The 13,100-nt window shown below is 50.5% G+C and carries 17 protein-coding genes; 11 read left to right on the top strand and 6 right to left on the bottom strand.

What is annotated here, in order from left to right:
• Positions 1-36: 36 nt before the first annotated feature.
• Complete coding sequence (locus ACTRXH_RS11135) at positions 37-957, bottom strand: manganese catalase family protein (protein WP_474261463.1); 921 nt, start codon at positions 955-957, stop codon at positions 37-39.
• A gap of 234 nt (positions 958-1,191) precedes the next feature.
• Between ACTRXH_RS11135 and ACTRXH_RS11130 the strand changes: the two genes are divergently transcribed.
• Complete coding sequence (locus ACTRXH_RS11130; RefSeq protein WP_474261464.1) at positions 1,192-1,620, top strand: pyridoxamine 5'-phosphate oxidase family protein; 429 nt, start codon at positions 1,192-1,194, stop codon at positions 1,618-1,620.
• 44 nt (positions 1,621-1,664) lie between these two features.
• Here the strand turns inward: ACTRXH_RS11130 and ACTRXH_RS11125 are convergent, their stop codons facing one another.
• Complete coding sequence (locus ACTRXH_RS11125; protein WP_474261465.1) at positions 1,665-2,303, bottom strand: SDR family oxidoreductase; 639 nt, start codon at positions 2,301-2,303, stop codon at positions 1,665-1,667.
• A gap of 44 nt (positions 2,304-2,347) precedes the next feature.
• Positions 2,348-3,301, bottom strand: a complete 954-nt coding sequence (locus tag ACTRXH_RS11120) for a DMT family transporter (protein WP_474261466.1) — start codon at positions 3,299-3,301, stop codon at positions 2,348-2,350.
• Positions 3,302-3,499: 198 nt separating this feature from the next.
• On the opposite strand from ACTRXH_RS11120, the gene ACTRXH_RS11115 reads away from it, so the two are divergent.
• Positions 3,500-4,951 (top strand): aldehyde dehydrogenase family protein, encoded by a 1,452-nt coding sequence (locus tag ACTRXH_RS11115; protein ID WP_474261467.1) that lies wholly within the window; start codon positions 3,500-3,502, stop codon positions 4,949-4,951.
• A 105-nt stretch (positions 4,952-5,056) separates the two neighbouring features.
• Positions 5,057-5,257, top strand: coding sequence for a hypothetical protein (locus tag ACTRXH_RS11110; RefSeq protein WP_022792525.1), 201 nt, complete (start codon positions 5,057-5,059; stop codon positions 5,255-5,257).
• A gap of 14 nt (positions 5,258-5,271) precedes the next feature.
• Here the strand turns inward: ACTRXH_RS11110 and ACTRXH_RS11105 are convergent, their stop codons facing one another.
• Entirely contained in the window at positions 5,272-5,721 is a 450-nt protein-coding gene (locus ACTRXH_RS11105; RefSeq protein ID WP_474282144.1) for a hypothetical protein, read from the bottom strand.
• Between the two features lie 190 nt (positions 5,722-5,911).
• On the opposite strand from ACTRXH_RS11105, the gene ACTRXH_RS11100 reads away from it, so the two are divergent.
• From ACTRXH_RS11100 to ACTRXH_RS11065, 8 genes are all read left to right on the top strand, one after another.
• A complete protein-coding gene (locus ACTRXH_RS11100; protein WP_474261469.1) occupies positions 5,912-6,391 on the top strand; it encodes a DsrE/DsrF/DrsH-like family protein in 480 nt (159 codons plus the stop codon).
• A gap of 63 nt (positions 6,392-6,454) precedes the next feature.
• Entirely contained in the window at positions 6,455-6,682 is a 228-nt protein-coding gene (locus ACTRXH_RS11095; protein ID WP_474261470.1) for a sulfurtransferase TusA family protein, read from the top strand.
• A gap of 27 nt (positions 6,683-6,709) precedes the next feature.
• Positions 6,710-7,522 (top strand): sulfite exporter TauE/SafE family protein, encoded by an 813-nt coding sequence (locus ACTRXH_RS11090; protein WP_474261471.1) that lies wholly within the window; start codon positions 6,710-6,712, stop codon positions 7,520-7,522.
• 64 nt (positions 7,523-7,586) lie between these two features.
• Positions 7,587-7,970 (top strand): DUF302 domain-containing protein, encoded by a 384-nt coding sequence (locus ACTRXH_RS11085; RefSeq protein WP_474261472.1) that lies wholly within the window; start codon positions 7,587-7,589, stop codon positions 7,968-7,970.
• A 92-nt stretch (positions 7,971-8,062) separates the two neighbouring features.
• Entirely contained in the window at positions 8,063-8,377 is a 315-nt protein-coding gene (locus ACTRXH_RS11080; RefSeq protein WP_474261473.1) for a rhodanese-like domain-containing protein, read from the top strand.
• A gap of 31 nt (positions 8,378-8,408) precedes the next feature.
• On the top strand, positions 8,409-9,818 hold the full coding sequence (locus ACTRXH_RS11075) for an MBL fold metallo-hydrolase (RefSeq protein WP_474261474.1): 1,410 nt from the start codon (positions 8,409-8,411) through the stop codon (positions 9,816-9,818).
• A 78-nt stretch (positions 9,819-9,896) separates the two neighbouring features.
• Positions 9,897-10,460, top strand: a complete 564-nt coding sequence (locus ACTRXH_RS11070) for a class I SAM-dependent methyltransferase (protein WP_474261475.1) — start codon at positions 9,897-9,899, stop codon at positions 10,458-10,460.
• A gap of 122 nt (positions 10,461-10,582) precedes the next feature.
• Positions 10,583-11,803 (top strand): MFS transporter, encoded by a 1,221-nt coding sequence (locus ACTRXH_RS11065; protein ID WP_474282142.1) that lies wholly within the window; start codon positions 10,583-10,585, stop codon positions 11,801-11,803.
• Between the two features lie 22 nt (positions 11,804-11,825).
• On the opposite strand, the gene ACTRXH_RS11060 is transcribed toward ACTRXH_RS11065, so the two are convergent.
• The gene (locus tag ACTRXH_RS11060) at positions 11,826-12,296 is read right to left on the bottom strand and encodes a GNAT family N-acetyltransferase (RefSeq protein ID WP_474261477.1); all 471 of its coding nucleotides are present in this window, start codon (positions 12,294-12,296) and stop codon (positions 11,826-11,828) included.
• A gap of 113 nt (positions 12,297-12,409) precedes the next feature.
• Positions 12,410-13,033 carry a cell wall hydrolase gene (locus tag ACTRXH_RS11055; RefSeq protein ID WP_474261478.1) on the bottom strand — a complete coding sequence of 208 codons (624 nt, stop codon included), beginning with the start codon at positions 13,031-13,033 and terminating at the stop codon, positions 12,410-12,412.
• Positions 13,034-13,100 lie beyond the last annotated feature (67 nt).

Here is a 13,100-nt window from a genome sequence, read left to right as displayed (position 1 = left end):
CGACCGGCGGTGCTTTCCTGCTTCGGACTCTGGCGCTTAAAGTCCTGCTTCGTAGTTCAATTTTTTAGACATTTCCCGGAACTGCTGCTCGTCAAATCCCGGCGCAAATTCTTCCGGAATATGGTCGAGGTTCGGAATTTCCCCTCCCTCCGGTGTCGGCATGTCGCTGACTACTTCGAGTTCACCCGGTGGTCCGACCGGTGTCGGTCCATTCCAGATCCGGTCAAGCATTGTGTAATCGTTATCGCTGAAACGATAGAGCTTACGGTGCGCGCCCTTCGCTTCATATTTCTGGGCGTGGTCATATTTACTGTTATCAAGGTCCGGCACCGGTAGCATTTTCGTTACATCCACGCCTGTTAATTTCTCCAGCGCTTTAGCATAGGCCACTACGTGCACTCCGCCGCGCACAAGCAGGTAGCCGCACAATTCACGGGCTGTTTCATTGTCGGTCATTTGATATACCCGCATCTTGTGCGTTCTTGCTCCGCATTCCAGGTAAAAATTGTGAAGCAGATCGTTGACGAGGTTACCGCTTGTAAAAACATTGTCCCCTGTCCACGGCGCTCCCATCGAATCCTTCGGTACAGCGTTTTGACCGGCAAAAATAAAGCTTTGTGGATTTCTTGCATCCATAGCTTCACTGAGCGGTGTGCTGTCCGGATTGGCCGGGTCCTGGCCGCTTTGGCTTGTGGAACCCTGCAGACATAAATTTATTGTATTGGCAACCAGCTCTACGTGTCCGAGTTCCTCAGCTGTAATGCTTGCAACTAAATCATAAAACGGGCGTAGCTGTTTTTTGCTGCGAAAATTAAACGACTGGAATAAATAGTTATTGAGCGTTGACATTTCACCGAATTTTCCACCTAAAAGCTCCTGTACGACGTTGGCTGAGTTAGCGTCTGGATTACTGGGCGTTGGGAGGTCGATCTGCAGTTTATCAATTCTCTTAAACACAATGATTCCTCCTATAGGTTTAAATTCGTATTTCGCTAGCAAAATACATTAACCTATTACCTTTCCTGCCATAAAGCAAACACTCGATTTCTTTATATTAACAATATTCATTCTTTTTACACAATTACTATTGTATGCAGAATTCACTGCCCTTCCGGCTTTGAACCCATGTTTAAAAGTAAGGGGCGGCAGGAATAATGATAATTAGTTTCACTACGAAAGGAAGGATTACCCATGGATAAGAACGAAGCAAAGAGACACGCACTCGATATCATTGACAGCAACAAAGTAGGCGTACTTGCCACGATTGAAGGCAACAAGCCCCACTCCCGCTATATGACGTTTTACAATGATAATTTCACCCTTCTCACACCGACGAGCAGCAAGACCCACAAGGCAGAGGAAATCGAAAAGAATTCCAACGTCCATATTCTGCTCGGCTACGACGGTGAAGGATACGGAGACGCTTTTGTTGAAATTTCCGGCAAAGCAGTAATCCGTCATGACCAGGAGACGAAGGAAAAGGTTTGGACTGACAGTGTGCAATCCTGGCTCGGTTCCCCGGACAACCCGGAATATATTGTCCTCGAAATCCAGCCGGACTCTATCCGCCTGATGAACTCCAAAGGAGACACTCCTGAGGAAATCGATTTTTCTTCTTAAGTCAATAATAGCCCCCGCCGGCACCAGTCCGGCGGGGGTTATTTTTATAAAGCCTTCCAGGCTTCTTGAATATCCATATCTCCTGCAAGCAGTTCGACCGTTTGTCCCCGGGCGTTCTCAATGTCGAGGGCTGCGATCATCGTGCGGGCAACGTCCTCCCTGGAAATATCTCTTTGTTCGGGGTTGGAAAGCTTTTCTGCAAGCTCAATTTTCCCTGTCCCCTTATCAAACGTAAGCTTTCCCGGACGAACAATCGTATATGGCAGTCCGCTGCTCCGCAGATGCTTATCTGCGTTCAGCTTTGCTTCTGCATAATGCTTAATAGGTCCCTGCGGATTGTCGACACCAATTCCGCTCAGCATAACGTAGTGCTTCACGTCCTGCACTCTTGCCGAATCAATGGTTTTTTTTGCCCCCTGCTGATCTACGCTCACTGTTTTTTCAGGCCCGGTTGAAGAGCCGGAGCCAGCGGCGAACATAACAGCATCCATGCCCTTCAAAGCGGCCGCCGTATTTTCTTCAAGGTCTGCAAGAATCGTGGATGCCGCACCCAGTTTTTTCAGCTCATCTGCCTGGGAGACTTCACGCACCATAGCATGCGGTGTATGCTCCGGGTGGGCTGCAAGCTGCTCCACCAGCAAACGGCCCGTATGTCCGTTCGCTCCTATGACTAATACATCCATTTTAATGCCTCCTTTTTTTACATTTGTTCCCTGCAGCCCTCAGTTTAAACGTCTTCCCCCGGCTTCTTACCCCACTCGTTTCGTGTTTCTCCCGGGCTCTCTCCACGTTTTTTTCGAAATTTCCCCGGTCTTGAATAGATAGAAAGAATCACCGCGGAAAAAATAAGAAAGATACCAAGTCCCTGCCAGCTGCTCAGCCTGTCCCCAAAAGCGAATACACCAATCACAATGGCCACCATCGGCTCCACAGTTGATAAAATCGCCGCTTTACCCGACTCGATATATTTCAGCCCGATCGTAAACAGTATATACGCAGCAATCGTGGAAAGAAGAATGCCTCCAAGACCGTACATCCACATCATCGGCTCCTGTATGGCTTCTTCGTTTGCCAAAAGGCCGCTGAAAGGAACCATCACCAACCCTCCGGCAAGCATCGTGTAGGCAGTGATCGTAATGGAATGATACTTCGGCGTTACAAATTTACCGAGAATACTGTACAGACCACAGCATAAACCAGAAAGCAAACCGATCATAAGAATCGGCAGCGACATTCCGCCTGCTCCGCCCGGAAGCAGGCCGGCCACCAGCGCACAGCCGGCGATGGTAAGCAAAATAGCCGCCAGCTTGTGCATTGTTATTTTTTCTTTAAATACAAACCTTGAAATGAGGGCTACAAACACCGGACTTGTGTAAAGAAGCACCACTGCAATCGAAAGCGAGGCTTCATTCATCACAGTGAAATAACACCAGTTAAAGAGGGCTATACTGCCGACGCCGAGCCCGATAAAGTGCGGCAGATCATACCACCGGACCTTTAGAAGATACGGACGAATCAGGGCTACAGCCAAAAAAAGAATCAGAGCTGAACCCGCCATGCGCACAGCCACTACCTGGTCGGGTTCGATATTGTACCTGTACATGTTCTGCACGAACAACCCCGTAAACCCCCAGAACGAAGCACCGGCAACAGCAAATAAATAAGCAGTGGATGGTTTCATAGCTGCTCCCCCTTGTATAAATCTTTTTCCTTCAGCTCCGCTATCATCTCAAATTTCCCTGGCCGCTTTCTATATATTTTTAATTATTCTTAAATAGTATTGACCTTCCCTGATCTTAAATGTTTGAAAAAATACAGCGCGAGGTATATTATACATTGCTACCGGGTATTATCCGGTAATTATGAAAGGATGGTTGCTATGCATACCAATTTTACAAAGCAGTATATAAACGGCTCCTGGGTGAGCGGCTCATCCAGCAAAACAATTGAAAATACTAATCCTTATAACGGCGAATCACTGGGAACAATAGCTTCCGCAGACGCCAATGACCTTGACCGCGCTTATCAGTCGGCCAATGATTATCAGAAAACCTGGGACGCCCACAGCCCAGCCGAAAAACAACAGTATATCCACCGGCTGTACGATGTTATGCAGAAACAGAAGGAAACCATTGTAGAATGGCTTATCAAGGAATCCGGAAGCAGCAGACTGAAGGCAGAAACTGAGTTCAACACAGCTTCCAACATTGTTTTTGAATCTGCGTCCTTCCCTAACCGGGTTCACGGAACGACTGCTCCTTCAAACACTCCCGGCAAAGAAAACTACACCTTCCGGTCGGGCAAAGGAGTTATTGGTGTTATCGGCCCATGGAACTTCCCGTTCCATCTTGCAATGAGAACAATTGCACCAGCAGTGGCAACAGGTAATACCGTCGTTGTTAAGCCAGCCTCCGACACACCGGTTACATCCGGACTGCTGATTGCAGCATTGTTTGAAGAAGCCGGATTTCCAGCAGGCGTCATTCACGTCACTGCCGGACGCGGCTCTGAAATTGGCGATGCCTTCGTCACTCATGAAGTACCGGCTCTGTTATCGTTCACCGGCTCCACGGAAGTCGGCACGCATATTGCTGAGCTTGCGGCGAAAAACTTAAAGGAAACCGCTCTTGAGCTTGGCGGCAACAATGCCATGGTCGTTCTTCAGGACGCCGAGGTGAAAAAAGCTGCCAAAGCAGCAGTATTCGGGTCCTTCCTTCACCAGGGACAGATTTGTCTCGCATTGAACCGCGTCATTGTTCATGATGACATTTACGACGAATTTGTCGAAGAGTTCACCCGTGTGGCAAAAACGTTAAAAGCTGGTGACCCTTCGGATGAAAATGTCATCGTCGGCCCGATCATTAATGAAGAACAGGTCAACAATATTGAGAACCTGGTTCAGGGTACAATTGATGCCGGAGCTAAACTTCAGACAGAGTTTGAAATCAACGGCCAGGTTATACCGCCGGTGGTTCTTTCCGAAGTAACTAATGACATGCCGGCAGCAAAGGATGAAGTCTTCGGCCCTGTTGCAACGTTAATCCGGGCATCGAGTGAGGACGAAGCCATCCGTATCGCAAACGATTCTCCTTACGGCTTGAGCGGCTCGGTCTTCACCCAGGACCGTTACCGGGGCATGCAGGCAGCGCGGCGTATTAATTCCGGCATGGTTCACGTAAACGACCAGTCTGTAAACGATGAAGCGCACCTGCCGTTTGGCGGCGAGAAGCAATCCGGTATCGGACGCTTTAACGGCGAATGGGTTTTAGATGAATTTACAACCGAGCAGTGGATCAGCGTACAGGCGCAGGACCGCCCTTATCCATTGTAAATTCTCCGGAAACCTGAAGATGAATTTGTTCTGTTTCCTTTTATTACCTTGCGGCCTGCCCTAAAATTGATTACTCTGTAAAGAGAGGGGTAAGGAGGTTTGGAAGTGGAACAAGAAAAAGACGTAAAAATATTTGATAAAGACGAACTTTTGTATTTTGATGGAAAAGAGTGTCGGATGATCGCAGAATATGAACGTACAATTTGTGTTGAATACGTTCATTACCCGTTCGCCGGCCAGGAGGAAGAATTTCCGTATCCACGCGTTATTCTCCGCAAAGGAGAAGTCGAGCGCTCAGCGGTCTAAACGAAAAGTTTGCTTTAAAATAACAGCAAAAACAGGGACTGTCCTTTTCCGGGGCAGTTCCTATTTTTATGTTTCTTCACCCTCGGAGGGAAGGGCAGAAGTTTTTTATTTTTTTGTCTGAAACCACCCTGGACTTCCGGCAAAACGTTGATAAGCCTTAAAGATGTCCTGCTTTTGATCCCCTTCCGCTGCTGCGAGCCGGAATGCTTTTTCATTTGCTTCTTTTGTTCTTCCCGGGTGCTGTTGTTGTCAATAAAATGAGCGGAAATCGTCGCACCCCAGGCGTCCGGTGAACGCCGGTGTCCTCTTTGGCTCTTCCATAAAACAGCAAAAATCCCCACCGCCATTACTGCGGCTGTCTTTTTTAAGTAGCGGCGCCGGCATTCACCTATATAGGTATCTCGCATAAAAATCTCCCTTTCCTTAACTATTAAAAGCTGCTGTCTAAATTTTAACATTCCCATGCGTTTATCCATCTCTAAAAATATTTTCACCAAAATAAGTTGACACGTTCTCCAATCTATTTTAAAGTATTTATATACCCATAGGGGTAATAAATCAAAGAACGGGTAAATATCAATGAGAGTTTACGAAAAATTTTTCATTATTTTTATACCCCAACCCGTAAATGTATTTAACTTAAGGAGAGATTAGATGCAGGAAACCAAAAAGACCACCATTGTATTATTCAGCGGCGACTACGACAAAGCCATGGCAGCCTACATTATCGCCAACGGCGCCGCTGCGTACGATCACGAGGTCACCATTTTTCACACGTTCTGGGGATTGAATGCCCTCCGCAAACCGGAAAAGCAAAGCATCGTTAAAGGAAAACTCGAAGCGATGTTCGGCAAAATGATGCCCCGGGGAGCCGATCGCATGGGTCTTTCCAACATGAACTTTCTTGGCATTGGGCCAAAACTGATTAAGAAAGTCATGAAAAAACACAATGCCATGCCGCTGCCGGAGCTGATCGATATGGCCCGGGAACAGGACGTACGGCTGATCGGCTGTACCATGACCATGGATCTGCTCGGGCTTGATGAAAAAGAGCTGCGCGATGACATTGAATACGCCGGCGTTGCGGCCTATCTGGGCGAAGCGTCTGAAGGTCATGTGAATTTATTCATTTAAACTTCATTTTCTGGATGACTTCCTGGTACGAATCAAAAATTTAATTTAAAGGAGAAATAATAAATGGAACCAAAAACAACAATTGATGCTAAAGGACTTGCCTGCCCACAGCCGATTCTGAAAACCAAAAAAGCTATTAAAGACATGGAGAGCGGTGAGGTGCTTGAGCTGCACGCGACCGACAAAGGAGCGCAGAGCGACTTAACGGCCTGGACGAAAGCCGGCGGCCACGAACTGCTCGACCACAGCGAAGACAATGGCGTCTATAAATTCTGGATTCAAAAAGGCTAACAATATCGTCACCCGGGGAAGCCATGGATGTGCTTCCCCTCAAGGGAGGTTTTTCCATTGTCACTGCTGTTTATCGTCGTGATTTTCCTCCTGGGGTTTGTCGGTTCCTTTGTTTCCGGCATGGTTGGGATCGGCGGCTCGATCATCAAATACCCCATGCTGTTATACATTCCCCCGCTGCTCGGGGTGGCGGCCTTTTCCGCCCATGAAGTGTCCGGCATCAGTGCCGTTCAGGTCTTTTTTGCCACCATCGGCGGCGTCTGGGCGTACCGCAAAGGCGGCTATCTGAACGGCCAGCTGATTTTGTATATGGGCGGAAGTATTCTGATCGGCAGCTTTATCGGCGCCTATGCCTCGAATTTCTTCAGCGAAGCTGGCGTCAACATGGTGTATGCCCTGCTTGCGACCATCGCCGTGGTGATGATGTTTGTACCGAAAAAAGGCCTGGACGACCAGGACCTTACACGGATTACGTTCCATAAGCCTCTCGCCGCTGGATTGTCATTCGTGGTCGGGATCGGGTCCGGCATCGTCGGGGCCGCCGGCGCATTTATCCTCGTGCCCATCATGCTCGTCGTATTAAAAATCCCGACCCGGATGACGATCGCGACGTCGCTTGCCGTCACCCTGATCTCGTCCATCGGAGCGACCGTTGGCAAGGTGGCGACCGGCCAGGTGCTGTACGGCCCGGCCCTGATCATGATTGCTGCCAGCCTGATCGCAGCACCGCTCGGGGCCCAAGCCGGTCAGAAGGTCAACACGAAGCTTCTGCAAAGTATATTGGCCGTGATCATTTTAGCGACCGCTGTTCAAATATGGATCCAGATTATTAATGGATAAAACGTTTGCCACTATACAGTACCGGGTATTCGTCAGTATAGAGAACGAACAAGGAGGCATTTCTATGTTTCATTATACCGTCACCACCTCGAAGTCTGTCCGTACAGCCGTTGAGGATCTTGAAGCCAACCTGAAAGAAATTGGTTTTGGCGTGCTTTGGCATTTGGATCTGCAGGGCAAATTACAGGACAAAGGCATCGATTTTCCGGACCAGCACCGGGTACTTGAAGTGTGCAATCCGAAAGAAGCGGAGCAGGTCTTAAACCAAAATAAGCTGATCGGCAATTTTCTGCCATGTAAAATCACTGTGTACGAAGAAGAAGGATCCACGTATATCAGCATGCCCCGCCCCTCTGTATTGATGGAACTGGCCGAAGAACCAGCATTAACAGCGACAGCCGAGGATATCGAACAGCGCTTGAAGCAGGGCATCGATCAGACCGTGTAAAATTTTTTAGAAGCCTATATACCCTTATAGGTATTATAAACAGATAATTATTCGATCCACAAAGCAATAATCAAAATATGAGGTGATCCCCTATGACAGAAGAAAAACGCATCAAAGAAGTACAGCCAAAAGACGTTCAGCAGGAACTCGAACAAGGCAGCGGCGTCCAGGTGATTGACGTCCGGGAGGACGAAGAACTCGACGAAGGACGCATTCCTGAATCGGTTCACATCCCTGTGGGAGATATCTCTTCGCGGATGAACGAACTCGCCCCCACACAGTCCTATGTCACCGTCTGCCGCTCCGGGAAACGCAGTGCCCGGGCAGCCGAAGCCCTCCAGGACCATGGCTTTAACGTCCGCAGCATGGCGGGCGGCATGAACGAATGGACCGGAAAAACCGAGTAACATCTATTCTACCTTGAAGGAGCGATGATTCATGTATTTGAAATATTTTTATGACACGTCACTGGCCCAGGCATCCTATATGATCGGCTGCCAGGCGACCGGCGAGGCAGCCGTGATCGACCCGTCCCGTAACATTGAAGACTATCTGCAGATCGCCCGCGAACAGGGCTTCCGTATTACCGGAGCATTTGAGACCCATATTCATGCGGACTTTGTTTCCGGCGTGACCGAGCTTGCCCGCCGGACCGGCGCCACCATCTATTATTCCACCGAAGGCGCTGACAACGGCGGCTATGAATGGGACCAGGACCTGCCACTGCACGGCGTGACCCATGGGGACGAGATTTATGTCGGCAACATCAAACTGAGAGCTCTGCACACGCCGGGCCATACCCCGGAGCACGTTTCCTATGAGCTCACCGACGGAGCCGCCACCGATCGTCCGATGGGCGTATTTACCGGCGATTTTGTCTTCGTCGGCGATGTTGGCCGTCCGGATCTGCTTGAAAAATCCGTCGGTGTGAAGGATTCCGCGGATAAAGGGGCCCGCCAGATGTTCGAGTCCCTTCAGCAGTTCAAGGAATACGGGGATTATATGCAGATCTGGCCGGGCCACGGTGCCGGCAGCGCCTGCGGCAAAGCACTCGGCGCCGTCCCAACGAGCACCGTCGGCTACGAGCGGATGACCAATCCCGCGTTTCAGCCGACCGACGAGCAGGCCTTCGTGGACTTTCTCCTCGACGGCCAGAGCGAGCCGCCAACGTATTTTGCCAAAATGAAAGAAGTAAACAAGCAGGCTATGACCCCGCTCGCTGAGATCCCGGCGGCGGTGGAAATGCAGGGCACCGGCGATGACGTGGCCGCCCTGGCCGAGCAAGATCATACGATGGTCGTCGATACCCGCAGCGCCGCCACCTTCGCGATGGGAAGCATTCCGGGCACCATCAACCTGCCGTATCCCGGCTCCTTCGCCGAATGGATGGGCCGGCTGGCCGATTATGAGGCGGACATTTACCTGCTCGCTGATCCAGCCGACTACCACGAGCTGCGCCGGATTCTCACCGGCATGGGCATGGACCGCCTGAAGGGGTTCTTTGCCACTTCGATCGTCGCCAGCGCCTCGAACCTGCGCACGTACGTGAACGAAACGCCGAAGCAGGTCGAAGAGCGCCGCCGCCACCAGGATGTGCAGATTCTCGACGTCCGTTACCAGGACGAATGGGATCAGTCGCACGTGCCGGACGCGGTCCATGTGTCGCTCCAGCAGCTGCCAGACCGTACGAACGAACTTTCCACGGAGCAGCCGGTCGCGGTGCATTGTGCCTCGGGCAAACGCTCCGCGATCGCCGCCAGCATTCTCCAGAATCACGGCTTTGACGTGATCAACGTAGAGGGCGGTTTCATGAAATGGAAAAAAGATCAGCTCGAAACGACCAGCTGAGCGTAAAAACCGGCAATTAAAATATTGGGGGCTCTGTATAATGCAGGGCCCCCTTCCAATGTTCAAGGAGGAACGGATATGAGTCACCGCTTTGACCCCGCCAAGTCCAAAAAGCTATGGAGCGAAGAACGACAGCAGGCCCTTCCGATGTCGAAGCTGCTGCCGCTTATAAATATTCAGAAGACGGATGTGATCGCGGATATCGGTGCCGGGAATGGCTACTTCACCCTTCCGATGGCCGAACAGGCCCGCCACGTATACGCGGTCGATATCGAGGACCAGATGTTAACCGAATTGAAGGCCTATGCCGAAGAAGCCCGCGCCTCCAATATCACGCTTCTTTTATCCAGCCTGGAAAAACTTTCCTTATCAGAGGACCAGGTCCAAAAAATCGTTGTGGCCTTTGTGATGCACGAAATCGACGACATGGACCAGGTCTTCGCAGAACTCCGGCGCGTGCTGCAGCCCGGAGGCACCATTTTCTTTTACGAATGGGAAGCCGCCCCCACCGACTCCGGTCCGCCACTGGAAATCCGGCTGCCATCCGCCTCTTTTGCTCAAACGGTTGCGTCCTATGGTTTTACTACCACAACGCATGTTATCAACGACAGCCATTACATGGTAGAGGCTGTTGAAAGGTGAAGCTTTCCGCAAAAACTTTGTTGGAGAACGCTCTCATTCCAAGTTTACGGCTAAAACATTAAAGTCTTTACAGGAAAGATCCCGCAGATACCCCATTAATTATTAAGAAAGGAGGGGAAACGATGAAGACTACGACTTCTGCCATCGGAATTGTTGAAAATCGGCTTCCTTTTTTTCTATTGGTGCTGATCAACGTCTTTGTCGGCTCCATGGTGGGACTAGAGCGTACCGTTCTTCCGTTAATAGGCGAGGAACTGTTTGGCCTCGCCTCGGCCAGTGCTGCCCTGTCCTTTATTGTCAGCTTTGGGTTTTCTAAAGCCCTGGTCAACCTTCTGGCCGGTACGCTTGCCGACCGCTTTGGACGCAAGCAGATATTACTGGCTGGATGGGCTGCCGGTTTTTTTGTGCCCCTTCTGATTATTTTTGCCTCTTCCTGGTGGATGATTATCGTCGCCAATATCTTCTTAGGCATCAACCAGGGACTGACCTGGTCGATGACCGTGAATATGAAGGTGGACCTGGCGAAACCGACCCAGCGCGGGACAGCGGTTGGCCTGAATGAATTTGCCGGTTATATGGGCCTTTCCGTGATGGCCGCCGTTTCCGGCTATGTTGCTTCCACAACCTCGCTGCGTCCCGAACCCTTTCTTCTCGGCTTCGGTATCGTCGGTATAGGATTACTGCTTTCGCTATTCGTTCCTGATACGAGCAGACAGGTGGCACGTCAGACGGCTTCCGGAGAAGTCTCTCTGTCCTTTTGGCAGGCCTTTTCCCAAACCACCTGGAAGCAGCCGGCCCTGTCGAGCTTCAGCTTTGTCGGACTGACGACCAATCTTAAGGATGGCATGGCCTGGGGCTTGTTTCCTCTTTTCTTTGCGTCTGGCGGGTTACCTGTCAGTCAGATTGGCATTATTGTGGCAGCATACCCCCTCGCCTGGGGGATCACCCAATTGGTTACCGGTCCCTGGAGCGATGTGATCGGCCGCAAGCGCTTGATTGTTGGCGGTCTCTGGCTTCAGGCCTTTTCCCTTTGGGCCCTGCTTGCCGGTTCTTCCTACGGATGGTGGCTCGGAAGCTCCGTGCTGCTCGGTCTCGGGACGGCGATGGTGTATCCGGTCCTCATCGCCGCAGTCAGCGACACAGCTCCCGCTCCCTGGCGGGCCAAAGCGAACGGGGTGTACCGTTTCTGGCGGGACAGCGGGTATGCCTTCGGGGCCTTGCTCGCCGGCCTGTTCGTGGACACGCTGAACGCTTCATGGGCGATTGGCCTGGTGGCAATTCTTCCATTTGCCGCCGGCCTCGTCACACTTATACGCATGCAGGAATCATTAAACAAAATATGAATGCCCCGGCCGCAATTGATATTTACAGCATTTTTTCCATAACTACGACCCCGAACGGAGGGTGTCCTTCTCTGGCTGCAGTATATTCCCTGACTGCCCCGTAGCCCATCCGTTCATACATACGAATGTTTCCTGGCGTTGATGCCCGCACTTTACAATACACGCCTTTAAAATGTTCCTCTGCTGCGGTTTCCTCCACCCAGCGGACAAGTGCGGCAGCAGCGCCGTGGCCGCGATAGGATGGCCGGACCGATAAACGGTGAAAATAGATATATTCTTCCTCAGACCGAAAACGGATCATCGCTGCCGCTTCCCCGTCCTTCCACCAGACGGCCGCCCGCTCTCCCTGCTCCAGTCCAGACTGAATCGCTTCTGTCGTTTCCTCAATGGCTCCTGACGGCGGCGTTTCGTTCCTGTACTCCCAAAACGCTTCGTACATAATCGCGTTAATCAGAGCTGCTTCTGACGGTCCTGCTTCTTTAATTTCTTTCATTCTTTTCCTCCTGGCGCCTTCCGAGTCAATGCATATGATCATTTATCGTACCATATTTGTCTTTGTTGTTCAGGCACCAAAAAAAGAACCTGCGCTGTCGCAGGTTCTTCTCATCAGCTTGCAAAAACGTGCTGGCCGATAGATAAATTCGGGGAGCGTGTCCAAATCCAATCAGAGGTGACATCCTCTGGATTGTAGTAATACATCGAACCATAGGACGGGTCATAGCCATTCCATGCCTGCCTGACCGCTTCATATGCTGTCTGGTCCGGTGTCATGCTGTACTGTCCGTCAGCTACTGCAGTAAAAGCATTCTGCTGCTGAATGACGCCGTTTACGTTATTCGGGAATTCTGCAGATTCAAGACGGTTTAAAATAACCGCTGCCACACCTATCTGCCCTTCGAATGATTCTCCGCGGGCTTCCCCGTATACCGCCTTCGCAACTGACGTAACTTCATTTATGCGGCTGGTTGTCTGCGGACCCGCCGCACCGTCCACGGTTAAACCAAAATCACTTTGAAACTGCTGCACTGCCTGTGTTGTTGCTGAGCCGTAATAACCGGTCGCATTCGTATGTAAGTATCCCATCTGTATTAAATCCTGCTGAAGCGCCGTTACTTCCGGTCCCTGTGCTTCCGTTTCCAGCATAGATGCCTTAGTGACAGCCGGTGAAGCGAAAATAAAGATTGTAGCCATGATTGCAAAAATAGTACTGAATAATAATTTCTTTTTCACTTTTTCACCTCCAAACACAATTGTATCCAAAAAATTCAATTTTCTAAACAAATTTCCTTCGTTTCAG

The sequence above is a fragment of the Marinococcus sp. LNHM5E3-2.1 genome (assembly GCF_056034365.1).
This window is presented reverse-complemented; position numbering and strand designations above follow the sequence as displayed.

Coding starts and splice junctions, on each gene's coding strand:
- ACTRXH_RS11130 (WP_474261464.1), top strand. CDS start 1,192: ATGGATAAGAACGAAGCAAAGAGACACGCACTCGATATCATTGACAGC.
- ACTRXH_RS11125 (WP_474261465.1), bottom strand. CDS start 2,303: ATGGATGTATTAGTCATAGGAGCGAACGGACATACGGGCCGTTTGCTG.
- ACTRXH_RS11120 (WP_474261466.1), bottom strand. CDS start 3,301: ATGAAACCATCCACTGCTTATTTATTTGCTGTTGCCGGTGCTTCGTTC.
- ACTRXH_RS11115 (WP_474261467.1), top strand. CDS start 3,500: ATGCATACCAATTTTACAAAGCAGTATATAAACGGCTCCTGGGTGAGC.
- ACTRXH_RS11105 (WP_474282144.1), bottom strand. CDS start 5,721: ATGGGAATGTTAAAATTTAGACAGCAGCTTTTAATAGTTAAGGAAAGG.
- ACTRXH_RS11100 (WP_474261469.1), top strand. CDS start 5,912: ATGCAGGAAACCAAAAAGACCACCATTGTATTATTCAGCGGCGACTAC.
- ACTRXH_RS11095 (WP_474261470.1), top strand. CDS start 6,455: ATGGAACCAAAAACAACAATTGATGCTAAAGGACTTGCCTGCCCACAG.
- ACTRXH_RS11090 (WP_474261471.1), top strand. CDS start 6,710: ATGTGCTTCCCCTCAAGGGAGGTTTTTCCATTGTCACTGCTGTTTATC.
- ACTRXH_RS11085 (WP_474261472.1), top strand. CDS start 7,587: ATGTTTCATTATACCGTCACCACCTCGAAGTCTGTCCGTACAGCCGTT.
- ACTRXH_RS11080 (WP_474261473.1), top strand. CDS start 8,063: ATGACAGAAGAAAAACGCATCAAAGAAGTACAGCCAAAAGACGTTCAG.
- ACTRXH_RS11075 (WP_474261474.1), top strand. CDS start 8,409: ATGTATTTGAAATATTTTTATGACACGTCACTGGCCCAGGCATCCTAT.
- ACTRXH_RS11070 (WP_474261475.1), top strand. CDS start 9,897: ATGAGTCACCGCTTTGACCCCGCCAAGTCCAAAAAGCTATGGAGCGAA.
- ACTRXH_RS11065 (WP_474282142.1), top strand. CDS start 10,583: ATGAAGACTACGACTTCTGCCATCGGAATTGTTGAAAATCGGCTTCCT.
- ACTRXH_RS11060 (WP_474261477.1), bottom strand. CDS start 12,296: ATGAAAGAAATTAAAGAAGCAGGACCGTCAGAAGCAGCTCTGATTAAC.